The organism is Pseudovibrio sp. Tun.PSC04-5.I4 (assembly GCF_900104145.1).
Lineage (GTDB): Bacteria > Pseudomonadota > Alphaproteobacteria > Rhizobiales > Stappiaceae > Pseudovibrio.
Genome location: NZ_FNLB01000006.1, coordinates 2,697,713 through 2,718,159 on the forward strand (window position 1 = coordinate 2,697,713; position 20,447 = coordinate 2,718,159).

Sequence of the window (20,447 nt, forward strand, 5' to 3'; positions counted from 1 at the left end):
TCTCAACATTCTGTTAGAAATTAAAAGTTTTCATGAGTTCCACCGGTATTTCTATCAGGCGAGGGCCCGATGTATATAACAGCAGCGCTCTTATTTTGCGACCTGGGTAAAGCTCAGCAAGCAGTTTCTTATAAACAGCTAACTGCGCAATATAAATTTCAGATACGCCCTGAGCCGTTTGCGGCACTACAGCATTGGTTTTGAAATCAAGAATGGTCACGTCTTCGTCATTGACCAAAAGACGGTCAATCAACCCGAGGATTTCGACTGGCTTGCCATCCTCCCCCGTCAACATGCCTTGAATGGGAACTTCCGCTCTGCCGTTTGCCCCAAATAGCTCGGCAAACTCTGGATTATTCAGTGTATTAAACACGTCATCCAGCAACCGAGTTCTGTTCCGTTCAAAACGCTCAGGCAGTGCCCCTGTTAAAAACCGATCTGCTGAGGTCTCGCGTTGTTCCTCTGGCAAATCTGGCAGGATTTCGAGCAGCCTGTGAATTATCCGGCCGCGTACCAAAGGCCAGTCTTCTGGCTGGCGTGCTGCTTCGAGCGCATCCTTTGGGTCTTGTTGCTCGATGTTTTCCTTGGCATCCATTTCTTCAAAGGCAGCAGAAGGTTTCAAACGGCGTATGCGTTCTGGTGATGAAACATTATGAGCAACCCAATCCGGCAATGCCGAATTCTCTCGTGTTACGACTGGAGCACTGCGCGGCACCACAGGCTCAGGCTGGTCGATGCCATTTTTTGTCCAGAGCCATGACGCTATTTCACCGTTTGCATCTTTTTGCTCGCGGGCTTCTTCAATCAGACCATTGCGGGTGAGTGTATACCAGCATTCATCGTGCGGGCCGCGTTTTGGTGCCCAGCCGCACACCACAAGGCGATCCTTAGCGCGCGTGAGAGCAACATAAAGCAGGCGCCTGTATTCTTCCTTTTGGCCTTCCCCCAGCAGCTCCAGCGCTTCCTCATGCCATGGGGTGCGCTGTGCTTTGTTGGGGAGCCAAACCAGAGCGGGCGCGGCTTCCAGATCACCCTCACGCGGTTTTTCAACCATGACAGGAGAGTGCTGGCTGGAAACAGGTGCATTGCAGCCATCTGCCAGAATAACGTAGGACGCTTCCAGCCCTTTGGCGCCATGCACGGTCATGATGCGCACCATTCCCTTGGCCGCATTGAGCTCGCGTTTAATGACGGTTTTTGTCTGCATCAACCATGCAAGGAAACCTTCCATGCCCGGCGTGCCGCTTTTTTCATAGGTCAGCGTGAGCGAGAGGAACTCATCGAGAACATCATCAACTTCACTCCCGAGGCGCTCCCTGAATTTTTGCCGGTAGCCATCTGTTCCAATGATCTTTGCGTAGAACTCGAAAGGCGGCACAAAATCGGCTCTGTCTCGCCAGATGACCAGTTGTTTGCGGACATTTTGCCACTTTTCACTGTTCTCAGATTTGCGCAGCAGCTCATGCCAGAGCGTACCCGGCCTTGGTGTGCCCGCTGTTTCGCGCGCAATTTCAAAGAGGTCATCATCCAGCAAGCCGAACAGCGGGCTTTTGAGAACACAAGCGAGAGACAAATCATCTTCCGGCAACAGGATGAACCGGCCCAGCGCAACCAGATCTTTCACCGCGATGTGGTCGGTTAAGGTTAGGCGGTCAGACCCGGCGGCGGGGACATCCAGACGTTTGAGTTCGCGGTTCAGCGCTTCCACAAACTGGCCGCGTTTCCGCACGAGAACCAACACGTCTCCCGGCCCAGCAACGCCTCTTTGGTCCCAGTCCTTAATTTGCTCTGCGATGCGCGTTGCCAGCCGCAACATTGGGTTGCCGGTGCCAATCGCATCGATGGGCTGTGTCCAGTCGTCTGGTTCCAGCGTTTCGACAGCTTCTTCCAGCGGCCAGATTTCTACACGGCCCGGATCATTGTGGCGGATTGCTTCGTGTACCGGAGCCACATTTTCTTGTGACAGGCCCTTAAAGGCTTCCGGCGAGCCGAACACTTTATCGACGGCTCCAAGCACATCCGGCGTGGAGCGGAACGAGAGATTGAGTTCAATGCCCTCAAAGTTCCTCTGCGCATCTTTCGCTTTTCCCGCGAAGAACTTTCGCATTTCCGCGAAATAAGCCGGAACAGCGCCCTGGAAAGAATAGATGGACTGTTTTTCATCGCCCACCGCAAAGATGGTACGCATTTTCTCTCTAGCGCCATTCCCTGCGAAGAATTCCTCTGCCAGTGCGCGGATCACTTCCCACTGGCGCGGACTTGTGTCCTGCGCTTCATCAACCAGAATGTGGTCGAGACCCTGATCCAGTTTGTACTGTACCCATTGCGCGGCTTCGGCACGGGAGAGCAGCCTGGCAGATTTCACCACCAAATCCTCAAAGTCCAGATAGCCGCGACGGAGTTTTTCCGTCTCGTAGTACCGTAAAACAGCGTCAGAGAGAGTGAGGATCGCTTTGGTGCCAGATACCGTTATGACGGCATTTAAGTGCTGGAAAGCTTCCAGAATGCGCGCCTGTTCCACGAACAAACGGTCGATAACCTCCGGAAAACCCGTTTGCACCTTCTTCGTGGCAAGAGATTTGCGCGGGCCGAAGGTGCCAGTCAGGAAGATTTTCAGCCACTCAATGCGCCATCTTTCATCGCTTTTCTGCGTGATTGCTGCCTCTAACGCGGCGGCACGGTCTTGATCCGTCTTGGAGCCGACGCGTAAGGCTTCCGCAAACGCTTTTACCTCGTCGTCCGTAAGCGAACAATTCCGTCGCAACGAACTTGCAAAGCCAGATATATCATCCTCCGGCATGACGGAAAAATCAGCGTATAGCGCAGAAACAGCGCCCTCGAGGTCGCCATAGGGTGCGAGCCAGCGATAAAATGCGTCTCGACGGCTGATAAGTTCCGAAAGTGCCTTTTCGACACCAGAATCCGGCAACAGCTCGATCAACTGGGAAAGCGCAACACCAATTTGAGAGTCTGGTTCAATCTCCGCGCTGTGCAGAACGCTGGCACGCGCCTCATTGAGCAGCTCTTCGGCAAGGCGGTCATCTAAAACCGAAAAGTGCCCGGCCACATTTGCTTCCAGCGGGAACTGGTGCAGTAACGCTTCACAGAACGCGTGGATGGTCTGGATTTTCAAGCCACCCGGCGTTTCCAATGCCTTCGCAAAGAGACGGCGGGCACTTGCCAGTTGTTTGGGCGAGGTTGGGCGGCCTTCCATATCCTCAATCTCAGTGGACAACTCAGCATCGGTCAGCTGCGTCCACTTCGCTAGAGAATCGAACACACGCGTCGCCATTTCAGCGGCGGCGGCTTTGGTGAAGGTGAGGCAGAGAATGCGCGAGGGATCAGTCCCCGACAACAGCAGGCGCACAACACGGCGTGCAAGGACGAAGGTTTTGCCGGAACCTGCATTGGCGCTCACCCAAGCTGAGTTTTGCGGGTGTGCGGCGCGTTGCTGGCTATCAAGTGTTTTTGCTGGAATGTCCATCATGCATCCTCCCCATCTTCGCCAAGGGACCATTCTTGCACGCGGGCAAGATGATCATAGGAGGCAGCCCATTCCCGTTCCTTCAACACGCGCGCTCTGGAGAGGTAACCCTTCTTCGGGTTTTCATAGGCGGCGACGAGTTGTTCCAGCCGTTGCCATGCTTCTTCTGCCAGTTCCTCCGCAGTGCCTTCTTTCGGGACGCGGCTTTCCAGCTTCACGGCATCACTGCCGCCTTTGAGCTGGATATAGAGCATGTCCGAGATTGGCAGGTCGTGCGGCAAGTCCTCAAACCCCTTACGGCGGATCATGGCAACTTCCAGCGGCAGCTGAGGAGACAGCAGCGCTTCCACCTGTTTGGCAGAGGGTGGCATTCCAGTTTTATAATCCACCACACGCAGGGTGTTGTCTTTCATCAGGTCAATGCGGTCCGCACGTCCTGTGAGCGTGAAGTTGCGCTCGGGGCGTTTCATTTCCACTTTGCCGTATTCCTCAAGGAAGCGGTCATGGATGCGCGGGGCGATCTCTCCCTCATAGGCGACAAACTCTTCCGCGATGCGTTCAAAGCGAGGCCACCACAGGGCTCGGATTGCCGGGAAAGCATCTAGCGGGCGGAACAGGCGACCACCTTCTGTTATCAATGCACGGACGGCTTTATCGTCAAACGGCCCGTCCCAATCTCCAAGGAAGTTCGCCAGTGCATCGTGGATGATGTTGCCTTTGTCTGCTGCTCCCGGTTCGCCGCCGATTGGGTCGACTTCATCCAGACGCAAAACGTTTTTTGCGTAGATGAGATAGGGGTCGCGGATCAGGTTCTCAATCGCGGTGACAGACAACTGCACAGGCCGCGCTTCTACCGGCGGTTTTGGCTCAGGGCGTCTGGCGGGGCGGACTGGCGTTTCGGAGCGGTCCAGCACCAAGGCAAGTTCGGTATAGCGCTTGCCGCGTGCGCGCATCTGCTTCTCAACGGTTTCGCCTGCCAGCGTTACAATGCGCTGGAGCCAGCGAGAGGCCACCGTTGGCGAGCCATCGACGCGTTCTGAACGTGACAAGACCACTTCTGGAGCGCCGAGGTTCCAAAGGAAATCGTGGGCGGAGGTACCGATTTTGCGCTCGGGTGGATCTAGGCCGATTTGCCCCTTCATGGGACGGTTCAGCCACGGATCATTTCGCGTGCGTTGTGGCCATGTGCCCTCATTCAACCCACCAAGGACAACGAGGTCATACCGCTGCAAGCGGGCTTCCATTGGGCCGAGCAGGTGAATGCGCGGGTCAGCAGGCATACGGGAACGCACTGCTCCGCCTGTGATGAGCGCACCAAATACACCGGGCCATTCGTTGGCAGGCACGCAAAGCCCAGCGGCGTCGGCTTCTAACAAGGATGTTAGTGTGTCGGCCAATGCCTTGCCGTTTTCCTTGTCAAACAGCTCTTCCGTGGAGCCGTTTTCATCTGCGCCTAACAGCAGCACGGCATCCACATGGGTTTTGATAAGTTGCTCGACGGGGATCTCGTTGGGCTCCTGAAGCAAAGCCTCCAGTGGGCCGAGAGCCTGCTCCAACCGGTCCAGCAGCGTATCGATTGCGGTCCAATCCTCTTCCACCAGCTTGCACCAGCGTGGGACAGGCCTGTCTGTTTCCATCGCATGATCATGCGCGGCGGCAACGGCTTCTCGCAGGCCACTGAGGCCGGGTCTTGGATGCGGGCCGCGTAGAACACCGCGCTCCAATGCACGGGCCGCGGAACGTACTTCCTTCGCCTTCATGCCAAGGAAAGCAAGTGGGTGTTTGAGGAGGGCCAGCAGGTTAACCGGGTCCAGCCCTTGCAAAGCCAGCTTCGCGGTTAGGATCGCGAGCACCATTGGCGGGGTTTGTTCCAGCGGGCGCCCTGCGGTGTCATCCACTGTGATGCCCCAGCGGGTCAGTTCAGAACCGACCCGGCGGGCCAGTGTTCGATCTGGTGAAATCAGGGCTGTGTATTTGCCAGCTTCAACGGCTTCTCGCAAAACAAGTGCAATAGAGAGAGCTTCTTCGGCCTCGTTTCGCGCTGTGATGAGCTGCGTTTGTGCGAATGCTGTTTCCCGGTGCTGAGCGAGGTCTGAGGTGAAGAAGTTCTGCCACTCTTCTGTGGTCTCAGCCGGCCGCAGCGCTTCGTTGACGATTTCGCAGCGCAGGCGGAGGGCTTCACTCTCAGGCGTGCCCAAGAGCGCAACATCATCCCGCTTCAGGTCCAGTGCCAGCAAGAGTTGACGGAGGCTGTATTGTGGGTGACCCGGAACGCGCTGCGGTGCTGAAGGGCTACCAAGAGCCTCCCAGCTTTCTTCATCCATCTGCAAATCAAGCGCGGGGAGGACCAGTGCGCCGTTTTCCAAACTCAACACCGCTTGCATCAGTTCCGCCGTGGCCGGGAATGAGCCTGTCGCGCCTGCGACAATGACCGGTCCGCGTGGTGGGGATGTGCGCAAGCGCTGCGCTTCAGCGCGGATGAGGGCTGAGCGGCGTTCTTTTGGGTCCATCATGCCGATGGTTTTGAGGTGTTCCGGCCAGAGGTCCGTGACGATCTTCAGGAACTCAAGCGTGATTTTCCAATACTCGGCATGGTCTTCGGGTACGAGGCTTCCCAGCTCTGCCCAGCTGGCTTCTTCGGTTTGCACCTCATCCATCAGTGTCAGCAGATTGCCTGCCAGCCATGCCGCATCGGCGGAAGATGCTGGAACACGCGCTGGATCATCTTCTTTCAGCTGAAGGATTTTGCGGCGGAGCTGGCCTTTCCACGCCCACACAAGGCGGGTCATTGCCAGCTTGCGTTCCATGGCAGACATAGCGGGCGGCAGCGCTTCGCCATCGCCCTGCCCTTTGAGGATATGCTCCTCCTCATCCACATCACCCAGAGGCAGAATTTTGGGGAGCAGAGCCGCTTTCGAGCCTAGCGCTTTACGCAGGACATCCGGCAGGGTTCTGGCTGCACGGCGGGTTGGCACATAAATTGTGACATCCGCCAGCGCCATCGGGTCATCATCCGCCTGAAAGCCGGGTATGAGCTGGCCAGACAGCAAGGCTTCTACAGTTGCCTGAAGAAAGGACGAAGAAGGCGAAACGCTAAAAATATTTGGAGTGGCTGCCACCGGAGCCTCCTAAAAAGAACGGAAGGCTCCTTTCTAGAGCAGTTTCCACCCGATCACACAGCAAAAAGCAGAAGGTGGTTTTATATCCCCGCGTGATTGGAGTGTGGGTGAGGGGGAGACGGACTAGCTTAGCATTCTCACTCACGCATGCAGGTCAATTGCCCGGTTAATCTCAATGCCCGTATTAGTGGCGCAATAGAGGGGGAATGGCAGCCGTTTTGAGGTATCGATGTCACGTTGGATCCACTCTCGTTCTTCCAATTGAACTAGTGATGCAGACAATGCGCGATCGGTGATTGTCGCCAAGTCTGATCTTATTCCTGAAAAACGCCGAGGCGTGGCAGTGAGTGCCAGAATGGGGAGCGTCCAGCTTTTTCGAAGTAAGGCAAATTCTCGTTCATCAGGGACGGCATTCACGATCCTGCTAGCGATCTCGGCAGCTTTGATGCCAGCCGAGGTCAGTCGGAATTCCGGACGTAGCGGATGTCCATGACCCGGGTTTTTCTCCAAGAATTTGAGCTGAGTAAGATGTTCAAGACTTGCATTGAATGACGTGCGGCTTGCTCCCGATGCTGCCAGCAACGGAGCCTGCCTGCCGGGAACGCCAGAATGCAAGAGAGCCAGAATGTTTAAAGACCAAGCTCGGGATGTGAGCTTGACAAGCTTCGATATGTCCATAAAGTATAGTTACTTTATTTTTTGATGAAAGGGAAGTTTTATGGCACTTGTTTCTTTAGAAAATACTATTACCCTCGCGCTCTCTGTTCGGGACCGCCATGTGAGCGCTGACTGGTATAGCTCCATGCTCGGCTTTGAGCTGATCCATCACATGGATGAGGCGGGCTGGAGCGAGATGCAGACAAAAACTGAAGGCGTGACTCTGGGGTTGGGCGAACAGTCAGATCCCTCTCCCGGCAATTTTGTACCAGTCTTTGGGGTCTCCGATATTGAAACAGCACGAGGCGCTTTGGAAACAGCCGGCGTGAAGTTCGACGGAGAGACTGAAACCATTGAGGGAATGGTCAGCACCGCGACATTCTATGATCCGGACAACAACGCTTTGATGTTGGCCCAAGATCTGACGGTGAGTGCCTGATACCGTAAATATTTGAAATGCCTGCCACCGTAGCCTCCTGAAAAGAACGGAATACTCCTTTCTAGAGCAGTTTCCACCCGATCACACAGCAAAAAGAAGAAGGGGGTTTTATATCCCTGCGTGATTGGGGGAGACGGCATAATAATCAATGTTTATGACATGATCACAAGCACAGCTTAGAGCTAAAAATTCCAATTCAAGCCCATACGCCCTACGATAAATTTGTTCTTTGTGTAGTAATTGTTCACATTGGCTTTTGTTTTCCCAAGATCAATATAGAGCATATCAAATTTGAGCGAAACATTGTCGGTTACAGACGCCTCTAGCCCGCCCCCAGCTGTCCAGCCCATCTCCACGGCTTTCAAATTGGTAGAACCAGCAACAGCTACCGGTGCGTCGTAACTATGTACGCTTGCGATAGCCAAACCACCTGTAACATACGGCAAAAATTTACCTATTTGCAGGCCCAGCCTCGCTCGCAACGTACCAAACCAGTCGATTTTGTTTTTACAAGCGTCTGTGGGGACACAAGTCCAGTCAGCATCGGTGCTGAATGATTTCTCTATGTTAGAAACTTGAAAATCAGCCTCCAAGCCGACAACAATACGATCATAAGACTTGTTGTAGCCCAAGGTCGCTCCAGCCAAAAAACCATCATAGTTTTCATCGGCCCCCCATTTTGTATTTTTGAGAGCTTGGGTAAATTCTCCCGCTCCGTAACCCACATTCAATCCAGCGTAAAAACCATCCCAACGATCGTTTAGCTTTTCAGAAGGCGCTAGGTCTGCCGCATGAGAAGTTGAGCTTGCAGTAAGAATTATTAAAACACTAAATGTTGAAAAACGCATAACTCTGAGTTCCAGAAAATTCCAAATTGAAAGACACTCACTGGTATCATGCTGCATACAAATTTCTAGTAATTTTTTCTAATGTTGTACTAAAGTACCAAGTAATATAGTTAGGTTATTCTCTTCCCGTTACCAACGATCCTAAATATTGGCTCGTTGTTTCGCTGAATAATAGATACGGCGGCAGTATTTCAGTTTTAATACTCCATCTTTGTTCAAATATAAAAATGTTGCACTCACCAGCTGAATCCATCTCACAGAGTTCTTATTCAAGCCGGGAATGTCCAGTCGGAACTGACGGCTGTTCGCAATATTCTGCACACGTGAAATGGGCAGAATGCGGCACAAGCAGCAATTGAGCTCAGGGTGCAGGCGCTGGTGGGTTTGGCTCTAGGTCCCGCATCGAGTGCGGGATGACACAGAGGAGGGGTGACGCCTTGCATCAAGCACCATCGCCGTCATGCCGGACGAGCGGAGCAGAGATCCGGTATCCAGTGCCACGAGTGCAGGCGCTGGTGGGTGGGGCTCTAGGTCTCTCAGCGAGTGCTGGAAGACACCGTGGAGGGGTGATGCCTTGCATCAAGCATCATCACCGTCATGCCGGACGAGCGGAGCGAAGATCCGGTACCCAGTGCCACGAGTGCAGGCGTTGGTGGGTTTGGCTCTGGCTCCCGCATCGGGTGCGGAAAGACACCGAGGAGGGGTGTGATGCTTTGCAACACGCATCATCGCCGTCATGCCGGACGAGCGGAGTGAAGATCCGGTATCCAGTGCCACGAGTGCAGGCGTTGGTGGGTTTGACTCTGGCTCCCGCAGCGAGTGCGGGAAGACGGTGGGGTTGGTGTCAGTCATAAACTTATTCCCCTTCCCTTGACCTGCCCTATCCTCAGTTTTGTACTCACGTGTACGGGCAGCTGGTGGAGCGACCGCTAGTGTGGCGTGGGTTGGGCGGGGCTACCGAGGGAAGTAACGCAGCTTTCGGCGGGTCCGTTGAGGTTCCCCTTTCGCCAACACCGCGGGGGCAAAGTGGATGTTCGGTCAAGCCAAAGGGCGTCGGCGGTGGGAGTTACTCTCTAACGAGGGCTGACTTCTCACAGCGTCTTTTGGGTTGTCCTTAGCCTCATACAAAAACGCCCGGGCGAGGCGAGCAGCCGATGCCGAAGAAACATATTTAACAAGTAGCGCAGGCCCCGCCTGCTCGCCTTGCTCTCCCCGTAAATCGGGATTCATTCGCTCACCACTGCATGGAAGCCCATGCGGTGCATTTACTGTTGATGTAAGGGAGGGGTGGTTTTGGAACAGGCCCGCTCATATGGCGGGCCAGCCTTATAAAGGGCGCTTAGTTTGCGCTGTTTGCAATTGCCTGTTCAGCCTCAACCAATCCTTGCGGTGTGCCAACATGGAGCCACAGGCCACCACCTTCAACACCGAAAAGACGACCGCTCTCGATTGCCTTATCGAAAAGCAGGTTCATGGAAAACGGACCTTCAGGCGTATCAGCAAACAACCGGGGATGAACCAATGCCGTTCCTGAATAGATGAACGGGGCCATAGAGCGCTCATCACGGCGCTCTAACTTGCCTTCATCGTCCATCAGGAAGTCGCCTTTGCCATCGTACCCAACCGCGGTTACGGCGGGGGCGAGAAGCAAGAGGATATCCATTGCGCTGTCATCCCAAGCATCCACCAGCATATCCAGATTGGGCTTTACGCCTTCCAGCCATAAGCTATCGGAGTTTTTGATAATGAACGGATCATCACCAAGCATCGGCAGAGCTTTTTTGACGCCGCCGCCGGTATCCAGCAGCTCGTCGCGTTCATCCGAGATCTTGACATCAAGGCCTTGGAATTTGCGGGCATGAACTTCTACCAGATCGGCAAGATAGTGCACGTTGACAACGCAAGTTTCGAGGCCAGCATCCTTTAATCGTGATGCGGCGCGCGCAAGCATCGACACACCATTCACCTCAATTAGAGGTTTGGGGGTGGTGGCTGTAAGGGGCCGCATACGTTTGCCCATCCCTGCAGACAATACCATTGCCGCTTTGGGGTGGAAGGAGGTTTCTTTCAGCATCGATTAGTCTCTATTTGTTATATTCTCTTATATCAGGAGCCACTTTGCCTCGTCTCTTTTGACGAGAGTATGACGTTGAACAGTTGTTTCAGCTTTACTTCCCCTAATTGTGCAAAGCACAGGCGCACATAGCTGCGAATACGAGGAAGCATCTCCATGTATTTGGGTTTTCCGAGCTGTTTATCAAGACGCACGAAGGCCCCAAGTATTTTTGCGTTCCTTTGCAAAGCCAAAATTGCAACGGAACGCCGAAAGACTATTTCATCAAAATTGTGTTGATGTTTCGTTGCCAAGTTACAATATCGTTGCAATAAATGCTCTTGCAGCTCCTTCGGCATGTCAACGCGCGCATCATAAACAAGCGAAGCAACGTCGTAAGCCGCAGGCCCTACCATCGCATCTTGGTAGTCAATAAGGCCTAGCTTATTGAGGCCGGACGCTTCTGGCAACCACATGATATTTGGGCTGTGGTAATCCCTCAGCAGCAACGTAGGTTTTTCTGCAAGCACCGGCTCCAGCAGCTCTCGCCACGCCTCAACATATTCAGTGCGCTGATGCTCGGTTGCGGGCTCGCCGCTCGCATAGGGCAGGTACCATTCCAGATAGAGGTCAGCTTCGGTAATCAGCACCTCAAAATCGCAAGGCTTCAGCAGATGCGTTTTGCCATCAGCTTCCAGCTCCGTTTGCCAGGTGCAACTGTGGAGTCGCGCGATGTTATCAATCGCAAGCTCATAACGCTCCTGTATGGCATCCTCGTGTTCGGTGATGATCTGATCCCCGAAATCCTCCAGAAGCGCCAAGCCATGCTGTGGATCAGCGGCCAGTCGCTTGGGAACGCGAAACCCTTGCTCTGCCAGCGCATTGCCAACGGCAAAAAAAGCTGTCACGTCTTGTGCGCGATGGACGGTTTCACCATAGGTTTTGCCATTTGCCAGCAGCGGTTCGGGTCCAACTGGGGGACTATCCATAAAGACGACTGTCTCCCCGTCTTTGTGAAGACGAAAATACGTGCGAATGGATGCATCCCCTTGCACATGCTCTCGTCTGGCCTCACTCCAACCCGTTTTGGTGAGAAGAGCGCGGCGTGCTGCCAAGCGCTCTAAACGCTTCGCCCAACTGACGGAATTGGCCGTCATGGTAATTTCGCGAGAGTCTGGCTCAGTGCCCTCAGTCAGCTTTAGCTCCAGCGCTTCCGGCCAATAGGACGCATCACCCATCTCCGGCCACTCGATGAGGGCAACGCCGGATTCGAAATATTCCTCAAGCCCCAGTTCCTCCAGCTCTTCCGGCTCTTCAATCCGGTAGAGATCAAAATGGGCAACGGGCATTCTTGGAAGGTCGTAGGTCTGAACAAGCGTGAATGTTGGGCTTGGGACTTCCAAATCCGGATTGGCAGCCAAGTGCCTAAGCAATGCCCTGCTGAGAGTAGATTTGCCTGTACCCAGATCACCGGAAAGAGCCAGCACGTCGCCCTCTTGCAGCAACTCAGCTAAATCTGCCGCAAAAAGCTCCGTGGCTGTTTGGTTTTCAAGAAGTACGTGCATACAAAGCCCTTAACACTGACAGAACGCACAAAGCGCTCAAATTCCATCAAGCTTAAGCACTTGCCAAAACACACATGGGAACTCAAGCCCTAAAGCAGTTTGCGAGTAATCTGGTTCACTCAAACTGCTCAATTTCTTCGCTACGCACGTACTGCTATCCGAAAACCGTAGGCATTTTTCGGGAATACGCTTTAGCGGTGTTTATCTGCCTGAAAACTAAAGGATGGGTTATTCTGCCGCTTCCAAGGAATGTACATGCGGCTCAAGAGGGAAGGTGCAATCCACTGTGGTCCCCTCCCCTTCAATTGACGAGATTTCGACGGACCCGCCGTGCAACTCGACAAAACTCTTCACAATTGCGAGGCCTAAACCAACGCCTTGGCGATTTCCACCAGCACCACGGCCTACGAAGCGGGAGAACACTTGTTCCAACATCTCCTGCGGAATGCCTGCGCCATGATCCTTGATCTGGATGCGTACTTCCTGATCGTCCCGCTCACAATTAATATCAACCAGGCCACCCTTGTTAGAGTAGCGGATCGCGTTGGAGATGAGGTTGAATAGAACCTGACGTAGACGGCGTTCATCAGCTTTCAAAATGCCAATGCAATCCGGCATATGAGTACGCAGCGTGATATCAGATTCAACGAGGCGATCTTTCAGCCCTTCAACGGCTTCAGAGACGGTTTTAGCAACATCTACCTCTGAAATTTCCAGCTCCATGATGCCGGCATCAACCGTTGCCAGATCAAGAATATCGTTGATGATGTGCAACAGCGCAGAGGAGGAAGACAGAATGTAATCGGTGTATTCTTCCTGCTTGGGAGAGAGGTCGCCAAACTTGGCATCTCCCAGCAATTGAGCAAAGCCGATGATCGTGGTGAGTGGAGACCGCAGCTCGTAAGAGACGTGCTGGATGAACGCGTTCTTGAGCTGATCAGCCTCCTGAAGCGCATCATTCGTGGCGTGGAGTGCACGTTCGATGTTCACTGTATCCGTCACGTTGACAAAGGTCAGCAATGTGCCGCCATCAGGCAGAGGCACAGTCACATAGTCAATGACAGATCCATCCATGCGTTCCATGCGACCGGCAACGCTTGTGCGATTGTCGGAAAGGCCGGTGACGCCGCGTGCAAGCTCTTGCCAGCGATCGGAGTCTCCCATTAGGGTTCGGCAACTTTCCAGCAGATCATTCACATGCGGCTCGCCTTCGAGGAGTTCCTCGGAAAATCCCCATATTTCGGCAAATGCTGGGTTTGAGAGGCGCATACGACCGTTGGAGCCAAACACGGCAACTGCTTCTGTGAGGTGATCCAACGTCTCCCGCTGCACACGAGTGAGAGCAATGAAGCGGCTTTCCAGATCTAACTGCTCAGTCACGTTCTCGTAGAAGTACGTCACCCCGCCTTGCGGATGCGGGCTCGCGATCACGCGAAGTGTCCGACCATCCGGCAGGTGCCACCAGAATGCTTGTGCATCCAATGCGTGGTAGCACTCAAGGTGTTTCTTACGCCAACCACGGTAGTCTGCTTGTTCCGGTAGTTTGCGCGCTGCACGAAGGGAATCCAGAAGTTCACCTTCTTCCGGTTTGCCTTCCAGAAAGCTCTGATCAAAGTCCCACAACGAGCAGTAAGCTGCGTTGTAGAACTGGAGACGATGATCAGCTCCAAACACGGCCACAGGTGTTTGTAGCTGATCCAACGTACGTGTGTGGGACTCCAATGTGCGGCGGAGCTGCCCCTGTACACGTTCGAGCTCTGAGATGTCCTGAGCCAGACCTGCATTGCCATGGTCAGAGTTCACATCAGTCAACTCAAAGACGCGGCGTTCACCAGCTGCGACGACCGGCATCGGCGAATGATAGACACCATCCGTCTGACGCATCATATTGAGTTTGTTGCGACCTTTGGCTTCCAACAGCTCGATCTGCCCCTCAACCACGGAGCGCGTGCTTTCAGCCTCTACAGCGTCCACATAAGCGCCGTTGACCCAAACAAGCTTTCCGTGATTGTCGCGTTGCCACGCTGGACCCGGCAAAGCATCCAGTAAACTGTGAAGTGCGGAGATCTGCTCGCGCAGCTCTTTGTTCTGCTCAGCAAGGCGCGCGCTGAGCTGTCGATCTCCAGTCAAATCACGCAGGCGAAGGACAGCCAGACCACCTGCCGTATGACCTGAAGCTTCCAGGTAAACTCCATCAATTGTGGTGAGCGTTAGTCGGAAGACCTCGCCATGGCCGCGCAAATGCCCCAGAAATGCGCGTAAAGCCTCAGCGGATTTCACATCCAACCACGTCTCGAACTCAACCAATTGAGAAAGACCACCTGGCAACTCCAGGTTTTCCGGCAAATGACCGGCAACACCCGGAAGTTTGGCTTCTCCATCCCAAACCAGTAGCAGACTATCTTCGGTCTCCAACAAATTTTCCAAGCGGTCAATACGAGCCATGGCATCAGCCCGGTCCTGTCGTAATTGAAGAATGGAAAGAGTGTCATTGCGCCTGATGCGCACGAGAACTACCGAAGCTGCAACTGCATACAAAGCGATACCGGCCGTTGCCGCGACCCAAACCACTTTAAATGCATCAACTGAACTACCGGAAAGAGAAGGCAAGATATCCATTGCCTGAGAAAAGCCCGCGGCTCCAAGCAGGGCGAACACAGCAACGCCTAGTAGGTTCAGCGATAGCCGAAACCTTCTGCGCCACAGCACGTTTACACGCGTGTGTTTATGCCAGAATGCTGGCATGTTGTGCCCCTTTCTTCGCCGCCTTAGATTCATGCCACACACCGCACTGGTGCCACGAATCACGAATAAGTCGCTCAACTGCTTAACTTAACGACTGATTCGTTATCAACATAACCTGATTGAATTTTCGGAAGAAGAGGATCTTTACAAAAAGTAAACAAATTCTGTGGGCGAAATATTCATCCACTACAATCTGTGGTAAGTCCGATGAGCCCACCCCCAATATATAGAAAATGGGCCCATCGAGCTTATTAGATTTCATAGATCTGTTAATGCTAAGTGCTTCATGCTCAACAGCTATATGGCTCTAACTTAAATCAATATTTATAGTGCTCGGCCTTAAACGGACCGGATTTCTCGAGGCCGAGGTAGTTCGCCTGATCATCCGTCAACTCGCTGAGAGTGACACCAAGCTTAGCAAGATGAAGACGCGCAACCTTCTCATCCAGATGCTTAGGCAGTACGTAGACTTCGTTCTGGTAGTTCTCATTCTTGGTGTAGAGCTCAATCTGAGCCAGTACCTGATTGGTAAAGCTTGCAGACATAACGAAGGATGGATGACCTGTCGCATTGCCAAGGTTCACCAGCCGGCCTTCTGAGAGAAGGATCAGACGTTTACCATCCGGGTATTCGATCAAGTCAACCTGTGGCTTCACATTGCGCCATTTGAAGTTACGCAGTGCTGCAACCTGAATCTCGTTATCAAAGTGGCCAATGTTACAGACGATCGCCATGTCCTTCATGTCGCGCATGTGGTCGGCAGTGATAACGTCTTTGTTGCCTGTTGTGGTGACGAAGATATCGCCTTCACCAACAGCCTGCTCCATTGTCTTAACTTCGTACCCATCCATCGCCGCCTGAAGCGCACAGATTGGATCGATTTCGGTGACAACCACACGAGCGCCTGCGCCGTTCAAAGACTGAGCTGAGCCTTTACCAACATCGCCATAACCTGCAACAACAGCCACTTTACCAGCCATCATGACGTCAGTACCGCGGCGGATACCATCTACCAATGATTCACGGCAGCCATAACGGTTGTCGAACTTGGATTTCGTAACGGAATCGTTCACGTTGATTGCAGGGAACGGGAGGTCGCCTTTTCTCTGCATTTCGTAAAGACGCATAACACCTGTGGTTGTTTCCTCAGAAACGCCCATGATGTTACCTTTGACCTTGGAGAAGAAGCCCGGGTCTTTTTCGAGACGACGCTTAATGGTCGCGAAGAGCGCTGTTTCTTCCTCGTTCGACGGATTGTCGAGCAAAGATGCATCTTTTTCGGCTTTCGCACCAAGAAGAATCATCAATGTTGCGTCACCACCATCATCGAGGATGAGGTTTGCAGTCTCGCCATTGCCCCAATCGAAGATCTTGTCAGCGTAGGACCAGTACTCTTCGAGGGTTTCGCCTTTTTCAGCGAACACAGGGATGCCCGCGTCTGCCATAGCTGCGGCAGCCTGATCCTGCGTGGAGAAGATGTTACAGGAGGCCCAACGGACTTCAGCGCCAAGCGCTACAAGGGTCTCGATGAGAACTGCTGTCTGAATTGTCATATGCAAGGAGCCAGCAATGCGAGCCCCTTTGAGAGGCTTACTTGTACCGAATTCTTCGCGGCAAGCCATAAGGCCCGGCATTTCAGTTTCAGCAATTTCAATTTCAGTACGACCCCACTGCGCAAGTGAGATGTCTTTGACGTAATAATCGTTAGATGCAGTCATCAAATCTTCCTGAATGCCTGGGCCCATAGGTCCCTCCCGCACGGTTGAATCACGCGACAAATCACGCGTGTTCATTGCAAGCTGTTATACATCACAGGCAAAGTGGAAAGCAATAAAGATATAAAGGTTTCTTTATATGATCATAAAATATGATTGACACACAAACACAGGGAGGCTGTTAGAGCTGTGACTTTAAGTAAGGCTCTAGTACTTCGAGGATATTTTCCGGGTACACTGTTTGTGTGGTTGAACGGAGCTCTGCCAAGGTCCACCACCTATAATTCCTCATAACCTGTGTTTCCAACTCAGTGTGTCTGGAATAATCGATATTTGAGTGGGAAATAGAGACGAGGAAGTAATGCTCTTCTGCTTCTACCATCTCTCCAGAGGGCATTTGGAAAGTGACTGTCCTAGTAAGGATTCTTTGGCCTATAGGGTCAGCAATACCGGTTTCTTCCAACAACTCGCGACGAGCTGCTTCCTCATAGGTTTCTCCGGTCTCAAGACCTCCACCGACAGACGCCCAATAATCTCGCCCTGCCAAAGGCCCTGTATCGAACTTAAAATTGAAGAGAAGAACGCGATTTTTAGGGTCAAGGACCAGCAGACGGGCAGCAGGACGTTTTTTCATCAAATCCTCGAAACCCGTCGATAGCTTAGTCTCTTTCACCGAAACCATCTTCAACCAGATGTGTGATTGCGGAGAGTGCTTCTTGTTTCTGGTTGCCTGTTGCGACAACGTGGATGGAACAGCCGGGACTTGCCGCCAGCATCAGCAACCCCATTATGGATGTTCCGCCAACGGTTTGACCGTCTTTGGAAACCTTCACATTGGCATCGAAGGTTTCAACCAGCTTCACCAGTTTGGCTGAGGCGCGTGCATGCAAACCACGGGTGTTAACGATGGTTAGATCACATGCCAGCACTGTACAATTATCCATATTTATTTAGCCCTGGCCCGACAGGACCTGCGAAGCAACCGAGATGTACTTCTGTCCTGCACTACGAGCCTCTTCAACCGCTTCAGCAAGCGGTTTTTCGTTCCGCACGCTTGCAAGTTTGATAAGCATTGGCAAGTTTACACCAGCAACAACCTCAATGTTACCTCCATCCATAACGGAAATGGCGAGGTTAGACGGCGTACCGCCAAACATATCGGTGAGAAGGACAACGCCAGAGCCGTCATTGACCGCTTCCACAGAACGTAGGATGTCCTGCCGACGCTGCTCCATATCATCATCTGGGCCGATGCAAATGGTTGCCACACGATCCTGTGGACCTACGACATGCTCAAGAGCCGATTTAAACTCTTCTGCCAACCGGCCATGGGTGACAAGAACTAGACCAATCATATATTTCCCGCGAACTAACAGAGTGTCTACTCTATGGATATTCCAAGCCCCACTTTGTTAAAGGACACGCTGCAGTGCAAGAAAAATCGGCATGTTCATACACAGAGGGTTATTAGTTGTGCACTGGATTAGTAAAAATAAGTGCTTTGGCCAACCGAAGTGCCGATAAAACGTCTTCCTTCGGGATTGATTGGCGAATTAATTTGACTGAGCATATTTCACAAGTTAGCGCGCTCTCGTCCGGTATCCGATCCATTTTTGACAGATCTTCAAAATCCAGGACAACATGTACCAGAGCTTTATTCAGGTAGGGGACATCGACGATTCCATGCCCGCGCAGTTCAGCTTTACCCTGAATTTGGTCGGGGCATGTGGCTATTAGGCGGTTATTTTTCGCTGTCACATAAACCCGGTCATCTGCAACCATCGCAGCATAAGAACCTTGGAGGCGTGCTGCGTGGATCAACTCCAGCCCCAGCGCGGTTTTGCCTGAACCAGATTTACCACGGACCAACAGCCCGATTTTGCCAATAACCACGCATGTGGCATGAATTGCCTGACCGGTGGCGGCTTGAACGGATTGTTTTTGGTCAAGTGCTGTCATGTCGACACTTTCGCCTTCAAGCGGACAACAAATCGCGCACCCAGAACCTTCTGTTCCGAGCCCGGCTCATCATCAGACAAACGATTGGAAACGGAGATTTCACCTCGGTGCGCTTCAATGATCTGACGACAGATGGAAAGACCCAGCCCGGAGTTATTGCCAAAGCCTTCGTTCTCTGGCCTGTCCGTATAAAAGCGTTCGAATACACGTTCCGTCAATTCGTCTTCAATACCCGGACCACAGTCATCAACCCAGATGATGATGTTGTTCTGCTTGCGCTTGGCTGTGATGGAAACCGACTTCCCAGTGGGCGAGAATGAGCGTGCATTATCAATCAAGTTGTTAATGACCTGACCGAGACGTTGATCATTGCCAACCACGAGGAACACATCACCGGGCTTTGCCGGATCAAACTTCAGCTTCACAGGTGCAATGTTTTCACCCGTCCGCTCATTGGCGATCGATACAACGGCATCCAGAAGCGTCGCCATATCAACATCATTGGATTCTGCACGAGACATTTCTGCATCAATCCGGGATGCTTCGGAGATATCCGTAATCAGGCGATCCAATCGCCTGACATCATGCTGAATGACCTCCAGCAAACGCTCCCGAGAACTTTCTGTTTTAGCGAGAGGCAGCGTTTCAACTGCACTTCTCAACGATGTCAGAGGGTTCTTGAGCTCATGAGCCACATCAGCGGCAAAGCTCTCAATAGCGTCCATTCTTCCATAAAGAGCATTCGTCATGTTGCGCAAGGCCCGCGCCAAGTGACCAATTTCATCGTAACGGTCTGCAAACTCGGGAATTTCTTCCCGTGTGTTGGTCGCGGACTGTACCCGCTGTGCTGCTTCGGACAAGCGGCGGACCGGGCCTGCTATTGTGCCAGCAAGAAGAACTGAAAGGATCACCACCACAACAGCAGCGACGAGGAAGATTTTCAAAATCGCGTTTCGCTCTGCCGCAACAATATCGTCGATGTCACCACCTTGTGTCGACAGCAGCAAGGAGCCTAAAACACCTCGGAACCGCTGGATTGGCACGGCAACAGCGACAACCATCTCGCCTTTGGGCCCAACGCGCACAACGGAAGCTGGTGAGCCAGCCAAGGCAGCTGCGACCTCTGGATATTCTCGGCCTTCGGTTCGGCCAACCTCTTTATAAGGGGGGTACTCACCGCGGCGGATCCAAAGCTTCATCTCCTCCCACATCTTTTGGAAGAAGGGGTCGTTGCTTTCATTGGGAGGTGGCAGGTCAAACCTAAAAATCTGATTTTGGGCGTGGAGCTGGCGTGAATCCAGCATCAACATGCCATCTGGATCGTAAATTCGAGCCCGCGTTTTTGTCGGTGAAATCAATCGGCGGAGAATTGGACCAACAAGCTCAGGGTTGATAGGAAAATCGAGACTGCCCAACGTCGAGCGTGCACTCGTGGTTTCTCCAGCTTCCAATCGGAGCAGTTGCTCCGGGTCCACCATTAGAGAATCACCGTCACTTGTGGTTGAAGCTGCAATAGCCCCCGCAATGATCTCACCCTGAACCAGTAGTGACTGAACGCGCGCATCGATCAGCCCGGCCTGAAACTGGTTCAAGTACAAAATTGAGATCACCATCGCCAGCAAACCGACGAGGTTCAGAACCAGAATACGTCGTGTCAGAGAAGAAAACACATAGATACCAGCAAGGGACACCCACCGTGTGAACACGCGTTGGCGCACCTGCCTACGCCCCAACCAACGGAACGCGCCTGAGTGTTGCGGATCTGAAGACCCCAAAGCCTCATCAGCTTCGTCTTCAACCCGCTCCTGGTCTTCTTTATTTTCTGACATACGCTCTAAATCGAACCCTCTGGAACCTCTTGTT

General features: G+C 52.9%; 15 protein-coding genes. 1 reads left to right on the plus strand and 14 read right to left on the minus strand.

The window, feature by feature from the left end; translation table 11 throughout:
* Positions 1–13: 13 nt before the first annotated feature.
* From addA to BLS62_RS17865, 3 genes are all read right to left on the minus strand, one after another.
* The gene (addA, locus tag BLS62_RS17855; protein WP_208990937.1) at positions 14–3,487 is read right to left on the minus strand and encodes a double-strand break repair helicase AddA; all 3,474 of its coding nucleotides are present in this window, start codon (positions 3,485–3,487) and stop codon (positions 14–16) included.
* A complete protein-coding gene (gene addB / locus BLS62_RS17860) occupies positions 3,484–6,603 on the minus strand; it encodes a double-strand break repair protein AddB (protein WP_093183452.1) in 3,120 nt (1,039 codons plus the stop codon). Before addB ends, addA begins: the two co-directional genes overlap by 4 nt.
* Positions 6,604–6,744: 141 nt before the next feature.
* A complete protein-coding gene (locus BLS62_RS17865; protein ID WP_093183454.1) occupies positions 6,745–7,281 on the minus strand; it encodes a winged helix-turn-helix transcriptional regulator in 537 nt (178 codons plus the stop codon).
* A gap of 40 nt (positions 7,282–7,321) precedes the next feature.
* Here BLS62_RS17865 and BLS62_RS17870 point away from each other — a divergent pair, with 40 nt between their 5' ends.
* On the plus strand, positions 7,322–7,699 hold the full coding sequence (locus BLS62_RS17870; protein WP_093183456.1) for a VOC family protein: 378 nt from the start codon (positions 7,322–7,324) through the stop codon (positions 7,697–7,699).
* Positions 7,700–7,881: 182 nt separating this feature from the next.
* On the opposite strand, the gene BLS62_RS17875 is transcribed toward BLS62_RS17870, so the two are convergent.
* The 11 genes from BLS62_RS17875 to BLS62_RS17930 all read right to left on the minus strand — a co-directional run bounded on the left by BLS62_RS17875 (position 7,882) and on the right by BLS62_RS17930 (position 20,413).
* A complete protein-coding gene (locus tag BLS62_RS17875) occupies positions 7,882–8,604 on the minus strand; it encodes an outer membrane protein (RefSeq protein ID WP_093183458.1) in 723 nt (240 codons plus the stop codon).
* A 522-nt stretch (positions 8,605–9,126) separates the two neighbouring features.
* Entirely contained in the window at positions 9,127–9,399 is a 273-nt protein-coding gene (locus BLS62_RS17880) for a hypothetical protein (protein WP_093183460.1), read from the minus strand.
* 487 nt (positions 9,400–9,886) lie between these two features.
* On the minus strand, positions 9,887–10,621 hold the full coding sequence (locus BLS62_RS17885; RefSeq protein ID WP_093183462.1) for a nucleotidyltransferase family protein: 735 nt from the start codon (positions 10,619–10,621) through the stop codon (positions 9,887–9,889).
* 32 nt (positions 10,622–10,653) lie between these two features.
* On the minus strand, positions 10,654–12,165 hold the full coding sequence (gene tsaE, locus BLS62_RS17890; RefSeq protein WP_093183464.1) for a tRNA (adenosine(37)-N6)-threonylcarbamoyltransferase complex ATPase subunit type 1 TsaE: 1,512 nt from the start codon (positions 12,163–12,165) through the stop codon (positions 10,654–10,656).
* A 228-nt stretch (positions 12,166–12,393) separates the two neighbouring features.
* Entirely contained in the window at positions 12,394–14,910 is a 2,517-nt protein-coding gene (locus BLS62_RS17895) for a sensor histidine kinase (protein WP_208990938.1), read from the minus strand.
* A gap of 317 nt (positions 14,911–15,227) precedes the next feature.
* Positions 15,228–16,655 (minus strand): adenosylhomocysteinase, encoded by a 1,428-nt coding sequence (ahcY, locus tag BLS62_RS17905; protein WP_093183468.1) that lies wholly within the window; start codon positions 16,653–16,655, stop codon positions 15,228–15,230.
* Positions 16,656–16,806: 151 nt separating this feature from the next.
* Positions 16,807–17,259, minus strand: coding sequence for an NUDIX hydrolase (locus tag BLS62_RS17910; RefSeq protein WP_093189150.1), 453 nt, complete (start codon positions 17,257–17,259; stop codon positions 16,807–16,809).
* 25 nt (positions 17,260–17,284) lie between these two features.
* Entirely contained in the window at positions 17,285–17,569 is a 285-nt protein-coding gene (locus BLS62_RS17915) for an HPr family phosphocarrier protein (protein ID WP_093183470.1), read from the minus strand.
* A 6-nt stretch (positions 17,570–17,575) separates the two neighbouring features.
* Positions 17,576–17,980, minus strand: a complete 405-nt coding sequence (locus BLS62_RS17920; RefSeq protein WP_093183472.1) for a PTS sugar transporter subunit IIA — start codon at positions 17,978–17,980, stop codon at positions 17,576–17,578.
* 112 nt (positions 17,981–18,092) lie between these two features.
* A complete protein-coding gene (locus BLS62_RS17925; protein ID WP_093183474.1) occupies positions 18,093–18,584 on the minus strand; it encodes an HPr kinase/phosphorylase in 492 nt (163 codons plus the stop codon).
* Complete coding sequence (locus BLS62_RS17930; protein ID WP_093183477.1) at positions 18,581–20,413, minus strand: sensor histidine kinase; 1,833 nt, start codon at positions 20,411–20,413, stop codon at positions 18,581–18,583. The genes BLS62_RS17925 and BLS62_RS17930 overlap by 4 nt, the downstream gene beginning before the upstream one ends.
* Between the last annotated feature and the right edge of the window lie 34 nt (positions 20,414–20,447).

Coding starts and splice junctions, on each gene's coding strand:
- addA (WP_208990937.1), bottom strand. CDS start 3,487: ATGATGGACATTCCAGCAAAAACACTTGATAGCCAGCAACGCGCCGCA.
- BLS62_RS17865 (WP_093183454.1), bottom strand. CDS start 7,281: ATGGACATATCGAAGCTTGTCAAGCTCACATCCCGAGCTTGGTCTTTA.
- BLS62_RS17870 (WP_093183456.1), top strand. CDS start 7,322: ATGGCACTTGTTTCTTTAGAAAATACTATTACCCTCGCGCTCTCTGTT.
- BLS62_RS17875 (WP_093183458.1), bottom strand. CDS start 8,604: ATGCAGCATGATACCAGTGAGTGTCTTTCAATTTGGAATTTTCTGGAA.
- BLS62_RS17880 (WP_093183460.1), bottom strand. CDS start 9,399: ATGACTGACACCAACCCCACCGTCTTCCCGCACTCGCTGCGGGAGCCA.
- BLS62_RS17885 (WP_093183462.1), bottom strand. CDS start 10,621: ATGCTGAAAGAAACCTCCTTCCACCCCAAAGCGGCAATGGTATTGTCT.
- tsaE (WP_093183464.1), bottom strand. CDS start 12,165: ATGCACGTACTTCTTGAAAACCAAACAGCCACGGAGCTTTTTGCGGCA.
- BLS62_RS17895 (WP_208990938.1), bottom strand. CDS start 14,910: ATGCCAGCATTCTGGCATAAACACACGCGTGTAAACGTGCTGTGGCGC.
- ahcY (WP_093183468.1), bottom strand. CDS start 16,655: ATGGGCCCAGGCATTCAGGAAGATTTGATGACTGCATCTAACGATTAT.
- BLS62_RS17910 (WP_093189150.1), bottom strand. CDS start 17,259: ATGAAAAAACGTCCTGCTGCCCGTCTGCTGGTCCTTGACCCTAAAAAT.
- BLS62_RS17915 (WP_093183470.1), bottom strand. CDS start 17,569: ATGGATAATTGTACAGTGCTGGCATGTGATCTAACCATCGTTAACACC.
- BLS62_RS17920 (WP_093183472.1), bottom strand. CDS start 17,980: ATGATTGGTCTAGTTCTTGTCACCCATGGCCGGTTGGCAGAAGAGTTT.
- BLS62_RS17925 (WP_093183474.1), bottom strand. CDS start 18,584: ATGACAGCACTTGACCAAAAACAATCCGTTCAAGCCGCCACCGGTCAG.
- BLS62_RS17930 (WP_093183477.1), bottom strand. CDS start 20,413: ATGTCAGAAAATAAAGAAGACCAGGAGCGGGTTGAAGACGAAGCTGAT.